The sequence below is a fragment of the Pseudomonas sp. BJP69 genome (assembly GCF_007633355.1).
GTDB lineage: Bacteria > Pseudomonadota > Gammaproteobacteria > Pseudomonadales > Pseudomonadaceae > Aquipseudomonas > Aquipseudomonas juntendi.
This window is the reverse complement of sequence record NZ_CP041933.1, coordinates 5,213,759-5,235,166: the sequence shown is the minus strand read 5'-3', so window position 1 is coordinate 5,235,166 and position 21,408 is coordinate 5,213,759. Positions and strand designations below refer to the sequence as shown.

Sequence of the window (21,408 nt, the reverse complement as noted above, 5' to 3'; positions counted from 1 at the left end):
TAGGCAGCGCTACATAGTTAGCCCCGCTGCCACAGCGCGTAATACACCTGGCCGGTTTTTTTCTCGCGATGCAGGCGCCAGTTGCCGGGCAGTTGCAGGGCCGACGGCGCGGCTTCGCTCTCGGTGTAGACCCAGGCTTGCTCGCTGAGCCACTGGTGCTGCTCCAGCAGGTTGCAGGTGTTGGCCAGCAGGTCCTGGTGGAATGGCGGGTCGAGGAACACCACGTCGAACTGCTGCTTGGCCGGGTGCTGCAAGTAGCGCAGGGCATCGGTTTGCAGGATTTGCCCGCGCGGGCAGCGGAGGATTTCCAGGTTGTTTTTCAGGTTGGCGATGGCCGCCGGGTTGCTGTCCAGTGCCACGGCGTCTTCGGCGCCGCGGGACAGGGCTTCGAGCACGAGGGCGCCACTGCCGGTGAAGGCGTCCAGTACCCGAGCGCCCTCGATGTAGGGCGCCAGCCAGTTGAAGACAGTTTCGCGCACACGGTCGGGCGTTGGCCGCAGGCCTTCACCATCCGGCACCGCCAGGCGACGGCTGCGCCACTCGCCGGCGATGATGCGCAGGTGGCCCTGGCCCTTGCTTTGCCCGGTTTGCGGGCGGGCGGGAGGGGTGGATCTTGGCATTAGTGCTCCGGTACCCCGAGCGGCTGCTCGGAGGGCTTGTCAGTGGGTGCTGGCAGCGGTTTCTGTGGCACTTTCGGGCCAACGGTGACGATCACCAGTTTATCGGCTGACAGGTGTTTGTTCATGGCGGCCTTGACCTGCTCGACAGTGAGGGCCTGGGACTGCTGCATGAAGTCCTCCAGCCAGGTCAGCGGCAAGTTGTAGAAGCCGATGGCGCCCAGCTGGCCGACGATGCTGGCATTGCTGGCATTGGACAACGGGAAGCTGCCGGCCAGTTCGCGCTTGGCATCGTCCAGCTCCTGCTGGGTGGGGCCGGTCTTGAGGTAGTCGGCGAGAATGCCCTGCACCAGCTTGAGCGTGCCCTCGCTGAGTTCGGCGCGGGTTTGCAGGTTGATCATGAACGGGCCGCGCACCTGCATCGGGCTGAAGACCGAGTAAACGCCGTACGTCAGGCCGCGTTTTTCCCGCACTTCGCTCATCAGCCGGGTACCGAAGGCACCGCCGCCGAGGATCTGGTTACCCAGCGACAGTGCAGGCCAGTCCGGGTCCTGGCGGTCGATACCAAGCTCGGCCAGCATCAGGTGGGTCTGCTTGGACGGGAAATCGATGTGGGTCAGGCCGGGCTTGGCTTCGGCCGGTTGCGCCGGCGCGGGCAGCGCCGGGCCTTTGGGGAGCCCGGCGGACACCTGGGCGGCGATGGCTTCGGCTTCGGTGCGGCTGAGGTCGCCGACCAGGGCGATCACGGCGTTGCCACCGGTGTAGGCCTTGGCATGGAAAGCGCGCAGTTGGGCCAGGCCGATGCCGTTGATGCTTTCGGCAGTGCCGTCGCTGGGGTGGGCGTAGGGGTGGTCGCCATAGAGGTTGGCGAACAGCGCTTTGCCAGCGATTTTGCCAGGGTTCTGCTTCTCGTACTCGAAGCCGGCCAGCATCTGGTTCTTGATGCGCTTGAGCGCGTCTTCAGGGAAGCTCGGCTTGCCGGCGACCTCGGTGAACAGCTTGAGTGCCGGCTCGCGCTTGTCCTTGGCGCTGAGGCTGCGCAGCGAGGCCACGGCCATGTCACGGTAGGAGCCGTTGCCAAAGTCTGCGCCCAGGCTCTCGAAGCCTTCGGCGATGGCGGTCACGTCCTTGCCGGCCACGCCTTCGTTGAGCATGGCGTTGGTCAAGGCAGCCAGGCCTGGCGTGCCGCCGTCCTGGCTGCTGCCGGCGGCAAAGGTCACGCGCAGGTCGAACATCGGCAGCTCGCGCGCCTCGACGAACAGCACCCGGGCCCCTTCGGCGGTGTTCCAGTGCTGGATGTTCAGCTGGCGCCGGCTCGGCGCCTTGCCGTCCAGCTCGGCCAGCGACTGCAGGGTGTTGGCCGGCCGGGCCGCGGTGCTGTCGGCCTTGGCGGCGTTGTCGGCCAGGGCCGGGGCAGCCAGCACCGCTGCCAGCGCCAGGGCGCGGATACCGGTGGCCAACAGGGTTGGGCGTGGTGCGCGACGATCACTCATGAGCGGACTCCTCGGGCAGTACATGGGCAACGCTCAGGCGTTCGCGGGTGAAATAGGTGCGCGCGGCGTTCTGGATGTCCTGCGGGGTAACGCGCTTGAGCTCGTCCAGTTCGCTGTCGATCAGCTTCCAGGACAGGCCGACGGTTTCCAGTTGGCCGATGGTGGTGGCCTGGCTGCTGATGGAGTCGCGGTCATAGACCAGGCCGGCGATAACCTGGGCGCGAACGCGCTCCAGTTCTTCGGCGCTGGGCGGGGTGGTCTTCAGTTCGTCGAGCAGTTGCCACACGCCCTTCTCGACGTCGGCCAGGGTTTTCTGCTTCTGAACGTTCGGCGTGGCCGAAATAAGGAACAGGCTGTCGCCACGGGTAAAGGCGTTGTAGCTGGACGAAGCACCGGCAACCAGCTCCTGGCCACGCTCCAGGCGCGCCGGCATGCGGGCGCTGTAGCCGCCGTCGAGCAGCGCCGAGATCAGGCGCAGGGCGTGTACGGTGCGGGGGTCCTTGGCCGTGGCCAGGCCGGGCACGTTGAACCCGTAGATCAGGCTTGGCAGTTGCGTGCGCACGTGCAGGGTCAGCTGGCGCTGGCCGGGTTCTGCGAGCTCAAGTGGCAGCTTGGCCGGTGGCACGGTGCGCTTCGGAATGCTGCCGAAGTACTTCTGGGCCAGGCCTTTGACCTCGTCGGGGGTGACATCGCCGACCACTACCAGCGTGGCATTGTTGGGGGCATACCAGGACTCGTACCAGTGGCGCAGTTCCTCGACCTTCATGCGCTCCAGGTCGGCCATCCAGCCGATGGTCGGGGTATGGTAGCCGCTGGCAGGGTAGGCCATGGCGCGGAACAGCTCGAAGGCCTTTGCAGTGGGCTGATCGTCGGTACGCAGGCGGCGCTCTTCCTTGATGACCTCGATTTCCTTGCTGAATTCGTCGGCTGGCAGGCGCAGGCTGGCCAGGCGGTCGGCCTCCAGTTCCAGGGCTACGGGCAGGCGGTCACGCGCCAGCACCTGGTAGTAGGCGGTGTAGTCGTCGCTGGTGAAGGCGTTCTCTTCGGCGCCCAGGTCGCGCAGCACGCGTGAAGCTTCGCCGGGGCCGAGCTTGGCGCTCCCCTTGAACATCATGTGCTCCAGGGCGTGCGACAGGCCGGTCTGGCCCGGGGTTTCGTAGCTGGAACCGACCTTGTACCAGATCTGCGAGACCACCACCGGGGCGCGGTGGTCTTCGCGCACCACGACCTTGAGGCCGTTGTCGAGGATGAATTCGTGGGTGGGTTGCACATCGGCGGCGAAGGCCGCGAGCGGCAGGCAGAGCGTGCCGAGCAACAGGCCAGCGGCGCGGCGGGCTAGAGCATTCATACGGTGTTTAACCTGTTCGGCGGCCCGCTGGGTTTAGCGTCGACGGGCCAGGAGGTGCTAGGATACTGATCCGGTTGCCTGGCGACCATGCCTGTCGCCGTTCTGGCCCACAGGACACTAAGACAAAACATTGCGCATGAACCAGCCGGCTTCAAGATAGTCTGTTCTGCGTAGAGAGAATTCCCGATCCGCCGTAGCTGGCGCATCGCTACCCTGAGATAGCCGTCTTCCATGTTTGGTTCCAACGACGACAAGAAAGCGCCGGCCGAGGCTGGTGAAAAGAAAGGCCTGTTCAGCTGGTTTCGCAAGAAGCCGCAACAACCTGTGGACGCTGGCGTTCCCGCCAGTGAAGCCCCCGCTGTCGAGCAACCTGTAGCCGCTCCGGTCGAGGCCCCCGCTGCTGAAGCGCCGCAGCCTGAGGCGCCCGCGCCTGCCCCGGCAGCCGAAGCGCCGGCGCCGGTCGCTGTGCAGCCGTCGCCGGCCGCTGAACCCGAGCCGCTGGTTTCCCCGCCGCCGGTAGCGCCCGCGCCGCAACCCGTTGCCCCTGCGCCGGTGCCAGCGGCTGTGGTGGACGTCGCCCGTACCGAGCCTGCGCCGGTCAGCAACCTGGTACTGCCGGTGGCCGAAGAGCCGGTAGCGCTGGTGCCGGACCTGGAACCCAAGGCGCCACCGGCGATCCCCGAGCGCCCTGCACCTGAGGTGGTTGCCCCGCCGGCCGTGGCTGCCACAGCCGTCGAGGTCGCGCCAGAGCCAGCGGCAGCGCCGGCCGAACAGGCCAAGCCTGGCTTCTTTGCCCGCCTCAAGCAGGGCCTGTCGAAGACCAGTGCCTCCATTGGCGAGGGGATGGCCAGCCTGTTCCTGGGCAAGAAAGTCATCGACGACGACTTGCTCGACGAGATCGAAACGCGCCTGCTGACCGCCGACGTGGGCGTGGAAGCCACGTCGACCATCGTCCAGAACCTGACCCAGAAAGTCGCCCGCAAGCAACTGGCCGATGCCGACGCCCTGTACAAGTCGCTGCAGGAAGAGCTGGCGGCATTGCTGCGTCCGGTCGAGCAGCCACTGAAAGTGCAGGCGCAGAACAAGCCCTACGTGATCCTGGTGGTAGGCGTGAACGGCGCCGGCAAGACCACCACCATCGGCAAACTGGCGAAAAAACTGCAACAGGAAGGCAAGAAGGTGATGCTGGCCGCCGGCGATACCTTCCGCGCCGCAGCGGTCGAGCAGTTGCAGGTGTGGGGTGAGCGTAACCAGATTCCGGTCATCGCCCAGCACACCGGTGCCGACTCCGCATCGGTCATTTTCGACGCCGTGCAGGCCGCCAAGGCCCGCGGTGTGGATGTGCTGATCGCCGACACCGCCGGCCGCCTGCACACCAAGGACAACCTGATGGAGGAGCTGAAGAAGGTGCGCCGGGTCATCGGCAAGCTCGACGCCGAGGCGCCGCACGAGGTGCTGCTGGTGCTCGACGCCGGTACCGGGCAGAACGCCATCAGCCAGGCCAAGTACTTCAACCAGAGTGTCGAATTGACCGGCCTGGCCCTGACCAAGCTCGATGGCACCGCCAAGGGCGGGGTGATCTTCGCCCTGGCCAAGCAGTTCAAGTTGCCGATCCGCTTCATCGGTGTCGGCGAAGGCATCGACGACCTGCGCACCTTCGAAGCGGAGCCTTTCGTCAAGGCTCTGTTCGCCGAGCGAGACTGACCATGATCCGATTCGAACAGGTTGCCAAGCGCTATCCCAATGGTCATGTCGGGTTGCATGAGCTGAGTTTCCGGGCGCGCCGGGGCGAGTTCCTGTTCGTCACCGGCCACTCGGGCGCCGGCAAGAGCACCTTGCTGCGCCTGCTGCTGGCCATGGAGCGCCCGACCAGCGGCAAGCTGATGCTGGCCGGGCAGGACCTGGGCCAGATCAGCAACGCCCAGATCCCGTTCCTGCGCCGGCAGATCGGCGTGGTGTTCCAGAACCACCAACTGTTGTTCGACCGCACGGTGTTCAACAACATTGCCCTGCCGCTGCAGATTCTGGGCTTGTCCAAGGCCGAGATCGCCAAGCGCGTCGATTCCGCCCTGGAGCGCGTGTCGCTGGCCGACAAGGGCGAGCTGTTCCCGGCTGACCTGTCCACCGGGCAGCAGCAGCGGGTCGGCATTGCCCGGGCAATCGTCCACCAGCCTGCGCTGCTGCTGGCCGATGAACCCACCGGTAACCTCGACCCGCGGCTGGCCGCAGAAATCATGGGGGTATTCGAGGACATCAACCGCCTGGGTACTACGGTTTTGATCGCCAGCCACGACCTGGCACTGATTGCGCGCATGCGTCACCGCATGCTGACCTTGCAGCGCGGCCGCTTGATCGGCGATGGGGAGGCCGGGCAATGAGCACTACACGTACGCCAAAGGTTTCCGAGCGCGTTGCGCCGAAGCCAGCCGACCCGCAGCCGGCGAAGAAAAAACGCGGCGAAGACGATGACGGCCCGGATTTCCGCACGTTGTTGCACGCCTGGCTGGAAAGCCACCGTGCCAGCCTGGCTGACAGCCTGCGCCGGCTGGGCAAGCAGCCGATCGGCAGCTTCTTCACCTGCCTGGTGATGGCCGTCGCGCTGAGCATGCCGATGGGCCTGTCGTTGTTGCTGAAGAACGTCGAGCAACTGGGCGGTTCGTGGCAGCGCGCGGCGCAGATTTCGCTGTACCTCAAGCTGGATGCCGGCAGCCGTGATGGCGAGGCGCTGCGTGACGAGATCAAGGGCATGCCCGGCGTGGCAGACGCGCAGTATGTCAGCCGCGAGCAGGCGCTGGAGGAATTCCAGCAGCAGTCCGGTCTGGGCGAGGCCTTGCGCGAGCTGCCGGAAAACCCGCTGCCTGGTGTGGTGGTAGTCACCCCGACCGAGGTCGACAAGCCCGCCCTTGAAGCCTTGCGTCAGCGCCTTGCGGAGCTGCCGCGGGTGGATGTGGCGCAACTGGACCTGGTCTGGGTCGAGCGGCTGGCGGCGATCCTCAAGCTGGGTGACCGGTTCGTCTTCGGTCTGGCGGTGATGCTTATTTCTGCACTGCTGTTAGTAATCGGTAACACAATTCGTCTACATATCGAAAACCGCCGCATCGAGATCGAAGTGATCAAGCTGGTCGGCGGCACCGACGCCTACGTACGCCGGCCTTTCCTGTACATGGGCGCATTGTATGGCCTGGGTGCAGGGCTGCTGGCGTGGGGGATCCTGGCGTTTGGCCTGAACTGGCTGAACGAGGCGGTGGTAGGGCTTTCCGGGCTATACGGCAGTGACTTCGCCCTGGGCGGAGTGCCGGGGTCCGATGGTCTGTCGCTCTTGATCGGAGCGGTGTTGTTGGGGTATATCGGTGCATGGATTGCAGTCGCCCGCCACTTGAACGAGCTGGCACCGCGATAGTTTTTACAGGCCAGCATTGACATTTTGTTCACGATGGAACTTGTACCGTCGTTCCAGGTCAATGTTGGCAGCGCCCAAAAAGCGCGAGTCTAGTAAGTCGGAGGTTCTTGAATGACCACATCGTTGCAACCTGCCTATGCCTTGGTACCCGGTGCAAACCTGGAAGCCTATGTGCACACGGTCAACAGCATCCCGCTGCTGACGGTCGAGCAGGAGCGTGATCTGGGCGAGCGTCTCTATTATCAGCAGGATGTCGAGGCCGCTCGTCAAATGGTGATGGCCCACCTGCGTTTCGTCGTACATATCGCCCGTAGCTATGCTGGCTATGGGCTGGCCCAGGCTGACCTGATTCAGGAAGGCAACGTTGGCCTGATGAAGGCCGTCAAACGCTTCAACCCTGAAATGGGCGTGCGCCTGGTGTCGTTCGCCGTGCACTGGATCAAGGCCGAGATCCACGAGTTCATCCTGCGCAACTGGCGCATCGTCAAGGTGGCTACCACCAAGGCCCAGCGCAAGCTGTTCTTCAACCTGCGCAGCCAGAAGAAGCGCCTGGCCTGGTTGAACAACGACGAAGTGCATCGTGTGGCGGAGAGTCTTGGCGTCGAGCCGCGTGAAGTGCGCGAGATGGAGAGCCGCCTCAGCGGGCAGGACATGGCGTTCGACCCGGCAGCGGAAGCTGACGACGACAGCGCGTTCCAGTCCCCTGCGCATTACCTGGAAGACCACCGGTACGACCCGGCGGTGCAACTGGAGGATGCCGACTGGAGCGACAACTCCACCAGCAACCTGCACGAAGCGCTGCAAGGGCTGGACGAGCGCAGCCGCGACATTCTCTACCAGCGCTGGTTGGCTGAAGAGAAGGCCACCCTGCATGAGCTGGCAGACAAGTACAGCGTTTCGGCTGAGCGGATTCGCCAGCTGGAGAAGAATGCGATGAACAAGGTCAAGGCACTGATCGCAGCCTGATCGGGCCTTTGTTGCACAGAAAAGCCGCTGGCTCCGACGGAGCGAGCGGCTTTTTCATTTGTGCCGGCACTGCATTCAAAGCTTTCTGGATGAGTCGAGCTGCATCAGGTAGCTGGGGCCACCCAGCTGGCTCATTTGCCGACGAATCCACCCGGCACGGCTTGCCACATAGGCGCTCGGCCGGCTGGCACTCCACTTGATCGGGCTGGGCAATACTGCGGCCAGTTGCGCTGCCTGCTGGCGGGTGAGCTGGCTGGCATCGACACCAAAGTGATAGCGAGCCGCCGCCTGGGCGCCGAATACGCCTTTGCCCCACTCGGCGCTGTTCAGGTAAACCTCGAGAATGCGTTCCTTGGACCAGAGCAGTTCGATCAGTGCCGTGAACCAGGCTTCCAGCCCTTTGCGGAACCAGCTGCGCCCCGACCACAGGAACAGGTTCTTGGCCACTTGCTGGGTCAGGGTGCTGGCGCCACGAATGCTGCCGCCGCGCTCGTTGTAGGCCAGCGCAGCCTGGATAGCCGGGATGTCGAAGCCCCAGTGGCTGGCGAACTTCTGGTCTTCGCCGGCAATGACCGCGACCTTGAGTTCATCGGAGATGTTCTGCCACGGCTCCCAGTCGCGCTGCAGGTCGATGGGGTCGCCATTGACCCAGGATTGCACCTTGCGCTCGACCATCAGCGCCGTGCCGGGCGGGGGCACCCAGCGGAACACCAGCACCAGCACGATGCTGCAGGCAGCGAACCAGAGCAGGGCACGGAAGAGGCGGCGAACAAGGGATGGCAGCATGACGATGGCTTGGCCGTACGGGTGGAAGGGGTCATTATACAGACCCGATCCAAGGAGTCGTCCCATGCTTCGCAGCTTCCTGATGCTTGCCGCCTTTTTCGGCTTTACCGGAGTCGCACTGGGTGCCTTCGCCGCCCACGGCCTGAAAAACCGGCTGACGGCCGACTACCTGGCGGTGTTCCACACCGGCGTGACCTACCAACTGGTGCATGCGCTGGCGATTCTTGCGGTTGCCGTGCTCTCGGCGCACCTGCCCGGGCGCCTGGTGGGCTGGGCCGGTGGGCTGTTTGCGGTGGGTATCGTGCTGTTCTCCGGCAGCCTGTACCTGCTGGCCCTCAGCGGCCTGACCAAGCTGGGCATCATCACCCCGATCGGCGGCCTGTGCTTCCTGGCCGGCTGGCTATGCCTGGGGTTGGCGGCCTGGCGGCTGGGCTGACCAGCTGGTCCACAATCGCGACTAATGGCGCGCACCGCCCTTGGGTTGCGGGGCGGTTCGGCGCTAGAATGCGGGCCCCAAAGAATAATGGTGGCCGTGCGCATGCGCATTCAACTGAACGGTGAACCTTACGAACTGCCTGCCGGCGAGAGCGTTGCAGCCCTGCTGACGCGCCTGGAGCTCAGTGGGCGCCGCATTGCCGTGGAACTGAACCTGGATATCGTGCCGCGTAGCCAGCACGAGAGCACCCTGCTGAACGACGGCGACCAGGTCGAAGTGGTCCACGCGATCGGTGGCGGCTGACAGCAGCCTGGTGGTTCACAAGCAAGCCCTGCAACCTTTTCCCGAGGAACAACGATGAGCAACGTTCGCAGCGACAAGCCCTTCATTCTGGCCGGGCGCACGTTCCAGTCGCGCCTGCTGGTCGGCACCGGCAAATACCGTGACATGGAAGAGACCCGCCTGGCCACCGAGGCCTCGGGTGCCGAGATCGTCACCGTGGCCGTGCGCCGGACCAACCTTGGCCAGAATGCGGGTGAGCCGAACCTGCTCGACGTGTTGTCGCCCGACAAGTACACCATCCTGCCCAATACCGCAGGCTGCTTCGACGCCACCGAGGCCGTGCGTACCTGCCGCCTGGCCCGTGAGCTGCTGCAAGGCTACAAGTCCCACGAGTCGCGGACCTTGGTCAAGCTCGAAGTGCTGGCGGACCAGAAGACCCTGTTCCCCAACGTGATCGAAACCCTCAAGGCCGCCGAAGTGCTGGTCAAGGATGGTTTCGACGTGATGGTCTACACCAGCGATGACCCGATCATTGCCCGCCAGCTGGCTGAGGCGGGCTGCATCGCGGTGATGCCGTTGGCCGGCCTGATCGGCACGGGCCTGGGTATCTGCAACCCGTACAACCTGCAGATCATCCTGGAAGAATCGAAAGTCCCGGTGCTGGTCGATGCCGGCGTGGGCACCGCTTCCGACGCCACCATCGCCATGGAAATGGGCTGCGAGGCGGTGCTGATGAACTCGGCCATTGCCCACGCCCAGCAGCCGGTGTTGATGGCCGAAGCCATGAAGCACGCCATCGTCGCCGGTCGCATGGCCTACCTGGCCGGCCGGATGCCGAAAAAACTCTATGCCAGCGCCTCTTCGCCGCTGGATGGTCTGATCAAGTAAGAGCCCCAGATGACTGATTCGCAAGATACGCCGATCGCCGCCGACGGCGACCAGCGCCCACACCGCCGCATCAAGAGTTTCGTGATGCGTGCAGGGCGCATGACCGAAGGCCAGCAACGCGGCCTGGACCAAGGCGGCCCGCTGTACATCCTGCCGTTGGCCGACAGCCCGGTGGACTACGACCAGGTATTCGGCCGTTGCGCGCCGCGTACCCTGGAGATCGGCTTCGGTATGGGGCATTCCCTGCTGGAAATGGCCGCCGCCGCGCCGGAGCAGGACTTCATTGGTGTGGAAGTACACCGCCCCGGTGTTGGTGCGCTGCTCAATGGTGTGCTGACCCAGGGTTTGAAGAACCTGCGGGTGTATGACTGCGATGCCATCGAAGTGTTGAACCGCTGCGTGGCCGACAACAGCCTCGACCGCCTGATGCTGTTCTTCCCCGACCCTTGGCACAAGGCGCGCCACCACAAGCGCCGTATCGTGCAGCTGGAGTTCGCCGAGCTGGTGCGGCGCAAGCTCAAGCCCGGTGGCGTGTTCCACATGGCCACCGACTGGGAGCCGTATGCCGAGTACATGCTGGAAGTGATGAGTGCTGCGCCGGGCTACCGCAACCGCGCAGCAGACGGTACCTACGTGCCACGCCCCGAAGAGCGCCCGATCACCAAGTTCGAACGCCGCGGCGAGCGGCTGGGGCATGGGGTGTGGGATTTGAAGTTCGAGAAGGTGGACTGATCGGCTGAATCGGCCTTTCGGTACGCTGAGGCCTGTAGAAATGCAGGCCAAAAAAAACCGCTCTGAGATGAGCGGTTTTTTGTGTGAGCAAAAGGACTGAGTATCCTTCGCTTCAAGGCTTCACTGAAAGCTCTACACAGTCAGGTGATCATAGGCACCTTCAGAAGCAGGGTCAATGTGCGGAAATACCCGGCATCAAGTGTGTCGAAGCAGTTAACAGTCTCGGTCAAGTAGACCGGGTATCATCTAGCTGCTCCTGTGAGAGTCCATTCAGTGATGGGTCGGGTAGGAGAAGAATTCTGCTTTCCGGCCCCTTCGACATGGCCTGAGAACCGTGCCGGTGACTTCTTCGAAGGGCCATTAACCTGGCCACTTCACTGAACGCTCTACACAGCTTTCGAAGGCATCGAAGTACCGGTTAGATGCTGGAAGATTGGCCCGCCAACACGGAGGCCAATGCACATGAAGCGATTGCTTGACGCGCTGAGCCGTGTCTGGAGGCTCGCCCGGATTTTGATCTTGCTCAAGACCGTTCGGGACTTCATGCGCGACCACTTCGATGACGCCCGTTAAAGGCTAGTCAAGTGGTAGGGCTGCCCTGGTTTGCCGGGGCAGCTTTTGGAATCTGCGCCCCGCTTGTTTCCTGCGCTGATCAACTAGCGCGATCGGTGTAGGAGCGGCCTTGTGTCGCGATGGGCTGCAAAGCAGCCCCTGCTATCTCAAGCCTTCTGCTGGCAGTGCCGACCTCTTCGCGGGTAAACCCGCTCCTACAGTGATCGCGCATGCTTCCAGAAACTGGGCAAAACAGAATGTCCCACAAGCGTTCAGCCCCAGGCTGTGTCTCAGCCGCGCCGGTCGGCCACCACGCCAATCAGCACCACGACCACCAGCAACACCGGCGCCAGTGCGTAGTTGTTGAACTGGCTCAGCCCCTTCACCACCCAGGGTGTGGCATAGATCAGTGCCGCGCCGCTGCCGACCATCACCATCACCGCCATGAACGGTACGCGTAGGGCGCCACCCAGGCTGCCCAGCCGTTGTTCGGCCCAGCCTTTGACGTCGCTGCCGAACAGCACCAGCAGGCAGCCTACCAAGGCCAGCGAAATTTCTGACAGGTTGCCGCGGCTCCAGCGGGAAACCGTCGCGAGCAGATCAAGTACCAGATCCATGGGTCATCCTTAGGTCAAGAAATACTGCAGCAGGTCATTGAGGAATAGCTGGCCCCTTGGCGTGGCCACCAGTCGATCCGGTTCGACCTGCAAAAGGCCCTTTTGTTCGGCTGCCCGACGGGCTTCGCGCAACTGCTCCAGCGGCAAGCCGGTGCGCTGGGTGAACAGCTGGGCTTCCACGCCATCGGTCAGGCGCAGGGCGTTCATCAGGAACTCGAACGGCAACTCGTCGACTGGCAGCAGCTTCTCACCGGCTTTGTACGGTTTGGCCAGGTTCAGGTAGTCCTTGGGCAAGCGAGTCTTCCAGGTGCGCAGGATACGGCCGTCAGCGAAGGTCAGTTTGCCGTGGGCGCCGGCGCCGATGCCGATGAAGTCGCCAAAACGCCAGTAGTTGAGGTTATGCCGCGCAGCGCGGCCGGCCTGAGCATAGGCCGAGACCTCGTACTGGCGAAAACCATGCTCGGCCATCAGCGCCTGGCCGGCTTCCTGGATGTCCCAGAGAATGTCGTCCTCGGGCAGCTCCGGCGGCTGGTTCCAGAATACCGTGTTGGGCTCGACGGTCAGTTGGTACCACGACAGGTGCGTGGGCCCCAGGTCCATAGCTTGGCGCAGGTCGCCCAGGGCGTCTTCCAGGGACTGGTCGGGCAGGCCGTGCATGAGGTCCATGTTGAAGTTGTCGAACCCGGCCGCGCGCGCCATGCCGGCTGCCCGGACGGCTTCGTCACCATTGTGGATGCGCCCCAGGGCCTGCAACTTGGCCGGCTGGAAGCTCTGCACGCCAATGGACAGGCGGTTGATGCCGGTTTGCCGGTAGGCCTTGAACTTGTCCTGCTCGAAGGTGCCCGGGTTGGCCTCCAGGGTGATCTCGATGTCCGCTGCGAACGGTATGCGCTGCTCCACGCCGCGCAGCAGGCGGCCCAGGGCGCCTGCACTGAACAGGCTGGGCGTACCGCCACCGAAGAAGATCGAGCTGATCGGCCTGCCTTGCACCGCCGCCAGCTCCTGGTCCAGGTCGGTCAACAGCGCCGCGACGTAGGCGTCTTCCGGCAGCTCAGGGCCGGCCGCGTGGGAGTTGAAGTCACAGTAAGGGCATTTGCGCACGCACCACGGAATGTGGATGTACAGCGCCAGCGGCGGCAGGCTGGTAAAGCCCGCCGCGCCAGGGGTAGCCAGCGTTGCGATCATGCCAGGCCCAGGCGTTGGCGCAGCAGGGCCATGGCGCGGGCGCGGTGGCTGAGCTGGTTCTTGTCCACAGGTGCCAGGTCGGCGCTGGAGCAGTTGCGTTCGGGCACCCAGAACAGTGGGTCATAGCCAAAGCCATGCTCGCCACTGGCCTGGAACAGAATGCGCCCTTGCCACAGGCCCTCGCAGAGGATCGGGAGCGGGTCATCCGCGTGGCGTACCAGTGCCAGCACACAGACGAACTGTGCACCGCGCTCGGCTTCTGGCACGTCTTTCAGCGCGTCGAGCAGCTTGGCATTGTTTGCCGCGTCACCCTTGCCATCGGCATAGCGCGCCGAGTAGATACCCGGCGCACCGCCGAGGAAGTCCACGGCCAGGCCGGAATCGTCGGCCAAGGCCGGCAGGCCGGAAATACGTGCAGCGTTGCGCGCCTTGAGGATGGCGTTCTCGACGAACGACAAGCCGGTTTCTTCCGGCTCTACCTGGCTGAATTCGCCAATCGAGCGCAGTTGCACCGAGTGGCCGAGCATGGCCTGGAGTTCCTTGAGTTTGCCGGCGTTGTGGCTGGCCAATACGAGTTGCTGGAAATTCATCATTCGCCTGGGAACACTTCCTGGTTGAAACTGAGGGAGTTGCTGATGCCGCCGGTTTCGATAATCTGCTTGAACCCTAGCGGGCTGCTGCGCACGGGGCGACGCATGGGCGCTTCCTCCCGGTGTGTGTGTCAGACCGCGAGCTGGTGCTCTTGCAAGCTCGGGCTGCTGACGCGGTAGATGCCGATCTCACCCAGAAGATTAGGCCAAAGCCGGCCACCCCACCCATTGCGGTGCAGGTGGTCGACTGCCAGGCGGTCGAGCACCTTGGCCCGGCGCTCATGCACCAGCTCTTCAAAGTCGGCGAACGTGCAGAAGTGAATGTTCGGTGTGTTGTACCAGGTATAGGGCATGAAGTCCGATACCGGCATGCGGCCTTTGGTCGCCAGGTACCAGCGGCAACGCCAGTGCCCGAAGTTGGGGAAGGTGATGATGCACTGGCGGCCCACGCGCAGCATCTCGTCGAGGATGCGATCGGGGTACTCCACGGCCTGCAGGGCCTGCGTCATGATCACCACGTCGAAACTGTTGCTGGCGAAGTTGCCCAGGCCTTTGTCCAAGTCTTGCTCGATGACGTTCACACCCTTGGCCACGCAGGCGGCGATATTGTCGGGGTCGATCTCCAGGCCATAGCCGGTGACCTGCTTGCGGTCACGCAGCGAGGCCAGCAGTTCGCCGCTGCCGCAGCCCAGGTCGAGTACCCGGCTGCCGGCGGGGATCCAGTCGTGGATGATTTCCAGATCGGCTCTCATGCTGTCCTCAGATGGCAATGCGGTTCATGTAGTTCGAGAAACCCTGCATGTAGCGAGGTGTGGGGATCAAGAAGGCATCGTGCCCATAAGGTGAGTCGATCTCCAGGTAGCAGACGTTCTTGCGCGCTGCCATCAGGGCGTCGACGATCTCCCGCGAACGGGCCGGAGAGAAGCGCCAGTCGGTGGTGAACGACATGATGCAGTAGTCCGCCTTGACGTTGGCCAGGGTGGCTGCCAGGTCGCCGCCGTGGGCGGCAGCCGGGTCGAAGTAGTCCAGCGCCTTGGTCATCAGCAGGTAGGTGTTGGCATCGAACCGCCCGGAAAACTCCTCGCCCTGGTAGCGCAGGTAGCTCTCGACCTGGAACTCGACGCTGTGAAAGTCATAGTTGAGCTTGTCGCTCTTGAGCTCGCGGCCGAATTTTTCACCCATCGAGTCATCGGACAGGTAGGTGATGTGGCCGACCATGCGCGCCAGCATCAAGCCCCGCTTGGGGATCACGCCCTGGTCCTGGAACGAACCGCCGTGGAACTCGGGGTCGGTGAGGATGGCCTGGCGTGCCACTTCGTTGAAGGCGATATTCTGCGCCGACAGTTTCGGTGCCGAGGCGATGTCGACGCAGTGGCGCACGCGCTCCGGGTAGGTCATGGTCCACTGCAGCGCCTGCATGCCACCCAGGCTGCCGCCAACGATGGCTGCCCACTGCTGGATGCCCAGGCGATCGGCCAGGCGCGCCTGGCTGTGCACCCAGTCTTCCACCGTCAGTACCGGAAACTCGGCGCCGTAGGGTTTGCCAGTGGCCGGGTTGACGCTGCTGGGGCCGGTGCTGCCGTTGCAACCGCCGAGGTTGTTCAGGCTGACCACGAAGAAACGGTTGGTATCGATGGGCTTGCCAGGGCCGATGCAGCTGTCCCACCAACCCGGTTTACGGTCGGTGGCAGCATGATAGCCGGCGGCATGGTGGTGGCCAGACAGCGCATGGCAGATCAGCACGGCATTGCTCGCGCTGGCATTGAGGGTGCCGTAGGTCTCGTAGACCAGCTCGTAACTGGCCAGGGAGCGGCCGCAGGCCAGCGCCAGCGGTTCATCGAACCGGGCGGTTTGCGGTACTACCAGACCGACGGAATCTTCGGGAAAGACAGTGGACATCGACCCTGCTCACGCTTGACGGAGGCGTAAGTCTAAAGAGCGCTACCCCCAGCGGCAAGCAAAGGCTTGCCGCTGGGGGCATGCGGGGTCAGATCATGCGCCACAGCTCCTGGGGCATGCCGGCATAGGCAGCCAGCGGCGGCATGACGAACGACTGGATCACCTGAATCGCCAGGAAGGCGAAGATCGGCGAAATGTCCATGCCGCCCAGGTTGGGCACGATACGGCGGAAGGGGGCCAGCACCGGCTCGCTGATCTGGTAGGCCAGTTCGGCGGCGGGGTTGTGGCTGTTGGGCGCAACCCAGGAAACGATCACCATCACGATCATCGCCACCCAGAAGATCTTCAGGAACAGCGAGGTAATGCCGATGATCGCCCACATCAGCAGGTGCAAGACGTCACCGAAGGTGCCATAGGTGACCATCAGCACAAAGGCCATCAGCAGCGCCTGGATCAGCACCGACAGCAGCAGCGACGAGGTGTCCAGGCCGCCAATGCTGGGGATGATGCGGCGGATCGGCTTGAGCAGCGGCTGGGTGGCGCGCACCGCGAACTGGCACAGCGGGTTGTAGAAATCGGCCTTGACCAGCTGCAGTACGAAGCGCAGCAACACGATCACCAGGTACAGGCTGACCAAGGTTTGCACCACGAAAATCGCGGCGCCGGAGAGTGCATTCATCGATAACTCCTTATTTGCCCAGTTGTTCGGCCAGTTCGGCGGAGCGTGTCGCGGCAGCCTGCAGGGCCTGCTCGACGATCGCCTCGAAGCCGCTGGCCTGGAACGACTTGATCGCCGCTTCAGTGGTACCGGCGGGCGAGGTGACACGGCGGCGCAGTTCGGCGGCGTCTACATCGCTGGCGACCGCCATGCGGGCAGCGCCCAAGGCCGTGTGCAGGGTCAGTTGCGAGGCGGTTTCACGCGGCAGCCCAAGCTTTTCGCCTGCGGCAGTCATGGCCTCGATCAGCAGGAAGAAGTAGGCCGGGCCACTGCCGGAAACCGCGGTCACGGCGTCCAGTTGCTGTTCCTGCTCAAGCCACAGGGCCGTGCCTACCGCCGACAGCAGTTGCTCGGCCTGCTGGCGCTGTGCGGCCGACACCTCGGCGGTGGCGTACAGGCCGCTCACGCCCTGGCGCAGGAGCGCGGGGGTATTGGGCATGCAGCGCACCACGGGGCGCGCGCCCACCCAGCTTTGCAGGCTGGCGCAGGTGATGCCGGCAGCGATGGAAACGATGAGTTGGCCATCACGCAGGCTGGGTTGCAGGGCCTGGCAAACCGCTTTCATGACCTGCGGCTTGACCGCCAGCACGATCACGTCGGCGCCGTCGATGGCCTGGGCATTGTCCTCAAAGGTTTGGATGCCGTGTTCGGCCTGGATGCGGCTGCGGGTCTCGGCGCCCGGATCGCTGGCGCGAATCTGCGAGGCGTCCAGGCCCTGGGCACGCAGACCTCCGATCAGGCTGGCGGCCATGTTGCCGGCGCCGATAAAGGCAATACGAGTCTTGCTCATGTCAGGTCCTTGTGGAAAAGAGTGAGTAAAGCATGCAATCAGCCCTGGCCGGGGTTGAGTGGGGCGCGGGCGCCGAACAGGGCGGTACCGATGCGTACCCAGGTCGCACCTTGTGCAATGGCCGCTTCCAGGTCGTGGCTCATGCCCATGGACAAGGTGTCCAGCCCCAGGTGCTGCTGTTCCAGCAGGTTACGCAGGCTGGCGAAGGCGGCCTCCTGAGCGGCGCGGTCGTCGGTGGGTTCGGGGATCGCCATCAGCCCGCGCAGGCGCAGGTTGGGCAGGGCCGCCACGGCCTTGGCCAAGGCCGGCAGTTCGGCGGCGGCGCAGCCGGACTTGCTGTCTTCGCCACTGACGTTCACCTGCAGGCAGATGTTCAGCGGTGCCAGCCCGGCAGGGCGCTGTTCTGAAAGGCGTTGGGCGATTTTCAGGCGGTCCACGGAATGCACCCAGTCGAAATGCTCGGCAATGGCTTTGGTCTTGTTCGATTGAATGGGGCCAATGAAGTGCCAGATCAAGGGCAAGTCGCCGAGTGCCTGCTGCTTTGTCAGGGCTTCCTGTAGGTAATTTTCCCCGAAATCGCACACGCCAGCGGCGTACAGCTCGCGGATCGCAGCGGCTGGCTTGGTCTTGCTCACGGCCAGCAGTTGGACGCTGGCCGGCTCACGCCCGGCTGCCTGTGCAGCACTGGCGATACGGGCGGAAATCGCGGAAAGGTTGTCTGCTAGGGTGGACATGGAGGGTGGCCGGCTAGTGTTGGGTTTGCGGCATTCTACCTACTTGAAAGCCTTTGGGGAGTCTCATGGATGTGACCGACCTGTTGGCACGGGCCGTGGCGGTGCAGGCTTCGGACCTGCACCTGGCGGCCGGCCAGACACCCATGCTGCGCCTGGACGGTGAGCTGCAGCGCATGGCCATGCCGCCGCTCGCCGCGGGCGCCTTGGTCGCGGGCATGGCAACCCTGCTCGATGACACGCAGCGCGAGCAGTGGGCGCAAGGGGCTGAACTGGACCTGGCGCTGGCGCTGCCTGCCCTAGGGCGCTTTCGCGTGAACCTGTTTCGCCAGCTGAATGGGCCTGCGGCGACCTTCCGCCTGATCCCAGGGCGTATTGCCACGCTGGATGAGCTAGCGCTGACCGATGTGTTTCAGGCGGTGGTCCAGTACCGCGATGGTCTGGTGCTGGTGGCTGGGCCGACCGGCAGTGGCAAGTCCAGCACACTGGCAACGTTGCTGGACCAGCTGAACCGCGAAAAGGCGCTGCACATCATTACCCTGGAAGACCCTGTTGAAGTTATCCACAGCAGCCAGCGTAGCCTGGTCAACCAGCGCGAGGTCGGCCGCCACAGCAGCGGCTTTGCCCAGGGGCTACGCAGCGCGCTGCGCCAGGACCCGGACGTGATCATGATCGGCGAGTTGCGCGACCTGCAGACCATTCGCCTGGCCTTGCAAGCGGCCGAGACCGGGCACCTAGTGCTGGCGACGGTACATGCGCGCTCGGCGGCCAGCAGCATCGAGCGGCTGGTGGAGGTATTTGCAGCCGATGAAAAGCCGTTGGTGCGGGCGATGCTGGCGGAGTCGTTGCAAATGGTGGTGGCGCAGGTGCTGGTACGCCGCGTGGGCGGTGGGCGGGTTGCAGCGCGGGAAGTGTTGGTGGCGACGCCGGCGGTGCGCAACCTGGTGCGCGAGGGGCGGATGGCGCAGTTGTGTTCGGTGATGCAGGCGGGTGGTGCGCAAGGGATGCGGACGATGGAGGGGGCACTGCGTGGGTTACGAGAGAAAGGCCTGGTTGACGATTGATAGTGCCTCTACAGGCTCTCTCGCCAGCAAGCCAGCTCTCATAGAACAGTACATAACTTATTGATTTAGCGGGATCTTTGTGGGAGCGGGCGTGCCCGCGAACACCGGCGTAGCCGGTGCCTGCCACCGCGTCGCCTGCTTCGCGGGCACGCCCGCTCCCACACAGGCCGCGTCGCGGTTACGAATCGAGTTCTCTGTGCGACAGCGCAGCCCGTAGGGCTGTGTGATCTCCCACAGGTTCACCACAGTTCTACAGATTTGTGGGGGAGCTGGCTTGCCGGCGATCGGGCCATTGCAGGTGGAAAAAGCCTAGCGCTTGGCCAGGCTCAGCTGCTGCTCTTTCGGCAGCACCCGTTTGGCGACCACGTAATGCTTCTGCCAGTAAGGCTTGCTCAGGTTGTCGATGCTTACCCGCTTGCCGCGGCGTGGCGCGTGGATGAAACGGTCGTTGCCCAGATAGATGGCCACGTGGTTCACCCGCCGGCTTTTGATGTTGAAGAAGATCAGGTCCCCTGGCTTCAACTCGCCCTTGGCCACTTTCACCCCATGGCCCTGGGCCATGGCATTGGAGGTGCGTGGCAGGTCTACGTTGGCCACGTCGTTGAAGGCGTATTTGACCAGGCCACTGCAGTCAAAGCCCTTTTTCGGGCTGCTGCCACCCCAAACGTAGGGGGTACCGAGTACATTGACCGCGCGGCTGAGCACATCGCTGCTCTGCTTGGGCGACATCGCGGCCACCTTGCTACCGCGCGTGCTGGCGGCGCTGACAGTGCGAGCATGGGGCGCAGTCTGCTTGACCGCTGCATGCCTCACGGCGGCATTGCTGGTGTAGCCGGTGAAGCCATTGGGAAGACGTTGCTCACGATTGGTGGCGTGGGCGGCCAGGGGCAATAATAGGCAGAGGGTCAGCCATGTCTTGAGTAAAGGCGGCATAGATGAAGCTCTTATGAATAGTTATGTGTTGGGCGCGCAACTTTATAACAGCTTTTTGATCAATTTATGATCCGTTGGTCGATTGGCAGGGTGCCATACGTCGGCCTGTGACAAAAAAGTCACATATTTTCTTAGAAAATTTTTCCATAACCCACGAGGGCTAGGCATGAACAGTTATCAACAGGGAACGCCCTACCACGACACGCACAGCAAGACCATCGGCTACCTGCTGTGGATTTTCGGCTTCACCGGGTCGCATCGTTTCTACTACGGCAAGCCGATAACCGGCACCCTCTGGTTCTTCACCTTCGGCCTGCTGGGTATCGGCTGGCTGATCGACCTGTTTCTGATCCCGGCCATGGACCGCGAGGCGGACCTGAGGTTCCAGTCTGGGCGCATCGACTACAACATCGCCTGGGTCCTGCTGACGTTCCTCGGCGTGTTCGGCCTGCACCGGCTGTATCAGGGCAAGTGGGTGACCGCGATCATCTACTTCCTGACCGGTGGCCTGTTCCTGGTAGGGGTGCTGTACGACTTCTGGACACTCAATAGCCAGGTGTCCGAGCGCAACGCGGGGCGGGGCTGAGAGGGCAAGGGCTGCTTTGCAGCCCTGTCGCTAGGCAAGGCCGCTGCACCGGGGCGGCTCAAGTCTGACGGGGGCGCACAGCGCCCCGTTCAAAGGTTACTGGCGGGTCTGGCGCTGTTGCAGCAACAGGTTGGCAAAACCAGCGCCGGCCAACTGTTTCTGCGCACCGGTCAGCTGTTCGCGGTTGCTGAACGGGCCGACCATCACGCGGTACCAGGTTTCTTCCTTGACCGTACCCGACTCCACCTTCACTGACTGCCCCAGCAGAATGATCTGGGCCCGCACCTTGTCGGCGTCGGCCTGTTTGCGGAACGAGCCCGCCTGCAGGAAGTACTGGGTGGTCGCTGCCGGCTTGATCACTGGCGGGGCCGGAGGCGGGGTTTGGCCAAGCAGTGCTGCCTGGGCCCGCGCCGTGTCGATTTTCGCCGCTTCAGCGGGGGTAACCGGTGTGACCGGCTGGGCCGGGACCGGGGGTGTTTTCTCCGGTACGGCCTCTGGCGGCACGATGACTTCCGACTCCGGCAGCAAGGTGTAGAAGTCGTACTTCGGTTTCACCGGCTGTTGCGGTGTGGCCTGCGCAGGCTTGCTGGCTTCGGCCACTTTGTCGGCCTTCTGCTGCTCGGGTTTGGCCCGCTTGATGTCATCGCCGCCGGGTTCGAGCTTCATCAGGAACACGATGAACGCGCCAACGGTCAGGCCGACCGCCAGCCATACCCAGCCGGGAATCGGCTGTTTGGCTGGCGCTGTCTGGCGGCTGGCGCCGCGTTTGGGTGCGGGTTTTTTCTTGGCAGCCAA

24 protein-coding genes are annotated in these 21,408 nt (G+C 63.8%); 10 read left to right on the top strand and 14 right to left on the bottom strand.

The features are described from left to right. Nucleotides 1-17 precede the first annotated feature (17 nt). The 3 genes from rsmD to FPB55_RS24390 are packed head-to-tail and all read right to left on the bottom strand — an operon-like array spanning nucleotide 18 to nucleotide 3,458. Complete coding sequence (gene rsmD / locus FPB55_RS24400) at nucleotides 18-620, bottom strand: 16S rRNA (guanine(966)-N(2))-methyltransferase RsmD (RefSeq protein WP_047149610.1); 603 nt, start codon at nucleotides 618-620, stop codon at nucleotides 18-20. Continuing rightward, entirely contained in the window at nucleotides 620-2,110 is a 1,491-nt protein-coding gene (locus tag FPB55_RS24395) for a pitrilysin family protein (protein WP_115294980.1), read from the bottom strand. Before FPB55_RS24395 ends, rsmD begins: the two co-directional genes overlap by 1 nt. After that, nucleotides 2,103-3,458 (bottom strand): pitrilysin family protein, encoded by a 1,356-nt coding sequence (locus FPB55_RS24390; protein WP_029886168.1) that lies wholly within the window; start codon nucleotides 3,456-3,458, stop codon nucleotides 2,103-2,105. The genes FPB55_RS24395 and FPB55_RS24390 overlap by 8 nt, the downstream gene beginning before the upstream one ends. A gap of 231 nt (nucleotides 3,459-3,689) precedes the next feature. Here FPB55_RS24390 and ftsY point away from each other — a divergent pair, with 231 nt between their 5' ends. The 4 genes from ftsY (at nucleotide 3,690) to rpoH (ending at nucleotide 7,824) form a co-directional block, all read left to right on the top strand. Next, nucleotides 3,690-5,162, top strand: coding sequence for a signal recognition particle-docking protein FtsY (gene ftsY / locus FPB55_RS24380; RefSeq protein WP_029886167.1), 1,473 nt, complete (start codon nucleotides 3,690-3,692; stop codon nucleotides 5,160-5,162). A gap of 2 nt (nucleotides 5,163-5,164) precedes the next feature. Beyond that, a complete protein-coding gene (gene ftsE / locus FPB55_RS24375) occupies nucleotides 5,165-5,836 on the top strand; it encodes a cell division ATP-binding protein FtsE (RefSeq protein WP_009684915.1) in 672 nt (223 codons plus the stop codon). Beyond that, complete coding sequence (gene ftsX / locus FPB55_RS24370; protein WP_029886166.1) at nucleotides 5,833-6,858, top strand: permease-like cell division protein FtsX; 1,026 nt, start codon at nucleotides 5,833-5,835, stop codon at nucleotides 6,856-6,858. The genes ftsE and ftsX overlap by 4 nt, the downstream gene beginning before the upstream one ends. Before the next feature lie 111 nt (nucleotides 6,859-6,969). Further along, nucleotides 6,970-7,824, top strand: coding sequence for an RNA polymerase sigma factor RpoH (rpoH, locus tag FPB55_RS24365; RefSeq protein ID WP_009684917.1), 855 nt, complete (start codon nucleotides 6,970-6,972; stop codon nucleotides 7,822-7,824). A 75-nt stretch (nucleotides 7,825-7,899) separates the two neighbouring features. On the opposite strand, the gene mtgA is transcribed toward rpoH, so the two are convergent. Further along, nucleotides 7,900-8,610, bottom strand: coding sequence for a monofunctional biosynthetic peptidoglycan transglycosylase (mtgA, locus tag FPB55_RS24360; RefSeq protein WP_009684918.1), 711 nt, complete (start codon nucleotides 8,608-8,610; stop codon nucleotides 7,900-7,902). Nucleotides 8,611-8,674: 64 nt separating this feature from the next. On the opposite strand from mtgA, the gene FPB55_RS24355 reads away from it, so the two are divergent. The 4 genes from FPB55_RS24355 (at nucleotide 8,675) to trmB (ending at nucleotide 10,948) form a co-directional block, all read left to right on the top strand. Then, nucleotides 8,675-9,046 (top strand): DUF423 domain-containing protein, encoded by a 372-nt coding sequence (locus tag FPB55_RS24355; protein WP_009684919.1) that lies wholly within the window; start codon nucleotides 8,675-8,677, stop codon nucleotides 9,044-9,046. Nucleotides 9,047-9,148: 102 nt separating this feature from the next. Next, nucleotides 9,149-9,349: a sulfur carrier protein ThiS gene (thiS, locus tag FPB55_RS24350; protein WP_009684920.1), complete on the top strand. Its 201-nt coding sequence runs from the start codon at nucleotides 9,149-9,151 to the stop codon at nucleotides 9,347-9,349. 54 nt (nucleotides 9,350-9,403) lie between these two features. Then, nucleotides 9,404-10,216 carry a thiazole synthase gene (locus tag FPB55_RS24345; protein ID WP_009684921.1) on the top strand — a complete coding sequence of 271 codons (813 nt, stop codon included), beginning with the start codon at nucleotides 9,404-9,406 and terminating at the stop codon, nucleotides 10,214-10,216. A gap of 9 nt (nucleotides 10,217-10,225) precedes the next feature. After that, a complete protein-coding gene (gene trmB, locus FPB55_RS24340) occupies nucleotides 10,226-10,948 on the top strand; it encodes a tRNA (guanosine(46)-N7)-methyltransferase TrmB (RefSeq protein WP_009684922.1) in 723 nt (240 codons plus the stop codon). 842 nt (nucleotides 10,949-11,790) lie between these two features. Here trmB and FPB55_RS24335 read toward each other — a convergent pair. From FPB55_RS24335 to FPB55_RS24295, 8 genes are all read right to left on the bottom strand, one after another. Beyond that, on the bottom strand, nucleotides 11,791-12,117 hold the full coding sequence (locus FPB55_RS24335; protein WP_009684924.1) for a DUF3392 family protein: 327 nt from the start codon (nucleotides 12,115-12,117) through the stop codon (nucleotides 11,791-11,793). 9 nt (nucleotides 12,118-12,126) lie between these two features. Continuing rightward, the gene (hemW, locus tag FPB55_RS24330) at nucleotides 12,127-13,302 is read right to left on the bottom strand and encodes a radical SAM family heme chaperone HemW (RefSeq protein WP_144189470.1); all 1,176 of its coding nucleotides are present in this window, start codon (nucleotides 13,300-13,302) and stop codon (nucleotides 12,127-12,129) included. Beyond that, entirely contained in the window at nucleotides 13,299-13,895 is a 597-nt protein-coding gene (gene rdgB, locus FPB55_RS24325; protein WP_033690803.1) for an RdgB/HAM1 family non-canonical purine NTP pyrophosphatase, read from the bottom strand. The genes hemW and rdgB overlap by 4 nt, the downstream gene beginning before the upstream one ends. 128 nt (nucleotides 13,896-14,023) lie before the next feature. Next, complete coding sequence (metW, locus tag FPB55_RS24315) at nucleotides 14,024-14,644, bottom strand: methionine biosynthesis protein MetW (RefSeq protein WP_009684928.1); 621 nt, start codon at nucleotides 14,642-14,644, stop codon at nucleotides 14,024-14,026. 7 nt (nucleotides 14,645-14,651) lie between these two features. Then, nucleotides 14,652-15,791 carry a homoserine O-acetyltransferase gene (locus FPB55_RS24310; protein WP_009684929.1) on the bottom strand — a complete coding sequence of 380 codons (1,140 nt, stop codon included), beginning with the start codon at nucleotides 15,789-15,791 and terminating at the stop codon, nucleotides 14,652-14,654. Between the two features lie 88 nt (nucleotides 15,792-15,879). Then, entirely contained in the window at nucleotides 15,880-16,470 is a 591-nt protein-coding gene (locus tag FPB55_RS24305) for a YggT family protein (protein ID WP_009684930.1), read from the bottom strand. A 10-nt stretch (nucleotides 16,471-16,480) separates the two neighbouring features. Next, on the bottom strand, nucleotides 16,481-17,299 hold the full coding sequence (gene proC / locus FPB55_RS24300) for a pyrroline-5-carboxylate reductase (protein ID WP_047149608.1): 819 nt from the start codon (nucleotides 17,297-17,299) through the stop codon (nucleotides 16,481-16,483). A 38-nt stretch (nucleotides 17,300-17,337) separates the two neighbouring features. Further along, nucleotides 17,338-18,033 (bottom strand): YggS family pyridoxal phosphate-dependent enzyme, encoded by a 696-nt coding sequence (locus FPB55_RS24295; protein ID WP_009684933.1) that lies wholly within the window; start codon nucleotides 18,031-18,033, stop codon nucleotides 17,338-17,340. A gap of 65 nt (nucleotides 18,034-18,098) precedes the next feature. Here FPB55_RS24295 and FPB55_RS24290 point away from each other — a divergent pair, with 65 nt between their 5' ends. Next, a complete protein-coding gene (locus FPB55_RS24290; RefSeq protein WP_125854346.1) occupies nucleotides 18,099-19,094 on the top strand; it encodes a PilT/PilU family type 4a pilus ATPase in 996 nt (331 codons plus the stop codon). A gap of 309 nt (nucleotides 19,095-19,403) precedes the next feature. On the opposite strand, the gene FPB55_RS24280 is transcribed toward FPB55_RS24290, so the two are convergent. Further along, nucleotides 19,404-20,027 (bottom strand): C40 family peptidase, encoded by a 624-nt coding sequence (locus FPB55_RS24280; RefSeq protein ID WP_009684936.1) that lies wholly within the window; start codon nucleotides 20,025-20,027, stop codon nucleotides 19,404-19,406. Nucleotides 20,028-20,193: 166 nt separating this feature from the next. Between FPB55_RS24280 and FPB55_RS24275 the strand changes: the two genes are divergently transcribed. Beyond that, nucleotides 20,194-20,613 (top strand): NINE protein, encoded by a 420-nt coding sequence (locus FPB55_RS24275; protein WP_009684937.1) that lies wholly within the window; start codon nucleotides 20,194-20,196, stop codon nucleotides 20,611-20,613. A 96-nt stretch (nucleotides 20,614-20,709) separates the two neighbouring features. On the opposite strand, the gene FPB55_RS24270 is transcribed toward FPB55_RS24275, so the two are convergent. Beyond that, entirely contained in the window at nucleotides 20,710-21,408 is a 699-nt protein-coding gene (locus FPB55_RS24270) for an SPOR domain-containing protein (protein WP_047149606.1), read from the bottom strand.

What these genes read in the sequence shown, in the direction of transcription:
- FPB55_RS24305 (WP_009684930.1), bottom strand. Translation starts at nt 16,470, where the DNA reads ATGAATGCACTCTCCGGCGCCGCGATTTTCGTGGTGCAAACCTTGGTC.
- trmB (WP_009684922.1), top strand. Translation starts at nt 10,226, where the DNA reads ATGACTGATTCGCAAGATACGCCGATCGCCGCCGACGGCGACCAGCGC.
- FPB55_RS24395 (WP_115294980.1), bottom strand. Translation starts at nt 2,110, where the DNA reads ATGAGTGATCGTCGCGCACCACGCCCAACCCTGTTGGCCACCGGTATC.
- ftsY (WP_029886167.1), top strand. Translation starts at nt 3,690, where the DNA reads ATGTTTGGTTCCAACGACGACAAGAAAGCGCCGGCCGAGGCTGGTGAA.
- FPB55_RS24335 (WP_009684924.1), bottom strand. Translation starts at nt 12,117, where the DNA reads ATGGATCTGGTACTTGATCTGCTCGCGACGGTTTCCCGCTGGAGCCGC.
- FPB55_RS24290 (WP_125854346.1), top strand. Translation starts at nt 18,099, where the DNA reads ATGGATGTGACCGACCTGTTGGCACGGGCCGTGGCGGTGCAGGCTTCG.
- thiS (WP_009684920.1), top strand. Translation starts at nt 9,149, where the DNA reads ATGCGCATTCAACTGAACGGTGAACCTTACGAACTGCCTGCCGGCGAG.
- FPB55_RS24275 (WP_009684937.1), top strand. Translation starts at nt 20,194, where the DNA reads ATGAACAGTTATCAACAGGGAACGCCCTACCACGACACGCACAGCAAG.
- metW (WP_009684928.1), bottom strand. Translation starts at nt 14,644, where the DNA reads ATGAGAGCCGATCTGGAAATCATCCACGACTGGATCCCCGCCGGCAGC.
- rpoH (WP_009684917.1), top strand. Translation starts at nt 6,970, where the DNA reads ATGACCACATCGTTGCAACCTGCCTATGCCTTGGTACCCGGTGCAAAC.
- FPB55_RS24390 (WP_029886168.1), bottom strand. Translation starts at nt 3,458, where the DNA reads ATGAATGCTCTAGCCCGCCGCGCCGCTGGCCTGTTGCTCGGCACGCTC.
- rdgB (WP_033690803.1), bottom strand. Translation starts at nt 13,895, where the DNA reads ATGATGAATTTCCAGCAACTCGTATTGGCCAGCCACAACGCCGGCAAA.
- FPB55_RS24295 (WP_009684933.1), bottom strand. Translation starts at nt 18,033, where the DNA reads ATGTCCACCCTAGCAGACAACCTTTCCGCGATTTCCGCCCGTATCGCC.
- proC (WP_047149608.1), bottom strand. Translation starts at nt 17,299, where the DNA reads ATGAGCAAGACTCGTATTGCCTTTATCGGCGCCGGCAACATGGCCGCC.
- ftsE (WP_009684915.1), top strand. Translation starts at nt 5,165, where the DNA reads ATGATCCGATTCGAACAGGTTGCCAAGCGCTATCCCAATGGTCATGTC.
- mtgA (WP_009684918.1), bottom strand. Translation starts at nt 8,610, where the DNA reads ATGCTGCCATCCCTTGTTCGCCGCCTCTTCCGTGCCCTGCTCTGGTTC.
- FPB55_RS24280 (WP_009684936.1), bottom strand. Translation starts at nt 20,027, where the DNA reads ATGCCGCCTTTACTCAAGACATGGCTGACCCTCTGCCTATTATTGCCC.
- hemW (WP_144189470.1), bottom strand. Translation starts at nt 13,302, where the DNA reads ATGATCGCAACGCTGGCTACCCCTGGCGCGGCGGGCTTTACCAGCCTG.
- ftsX (WP_029886166.1), top strand. Translation starts at nt 5,833, where the DNA reads ATGAGCACTACACGTACGCCAAAGGTTTCCGAGCGCGTTGCGCCGAAG.
- FPB55_RS24345 (WP_009684921.1), top strand. Translation starts at nt 9,404, where the DNA reads ATGAGCAACGTTCGCAGCGACAAGCCCTTCATTCTGGCCGGGCGCACG.
- FPB55_RS24310 (WP_009684929.1), bottom strand. Translation starts at nt 15,791, where the DNA reads ATGTCCACTGTCTTTCCCGAAGATTCCGTCGGTCTGGTAGTACCGCAA.
- rsmD (WP_047149610.1), bottom strand. Translation starts at nt 620, where the DNA reads ATGCCAAGATCCACCCCTCCCGCCCGCCCGCAAACCGGGCAAAGCAAG.
- FPB55_RS24355 (WP_009684919.1), top strand. Translation starts at nt 8,675, where the DNA reads ATGCTTCGCAGCTTCCTGATGCTTGCCGCCTTTTTCGGCTTTACCGGA.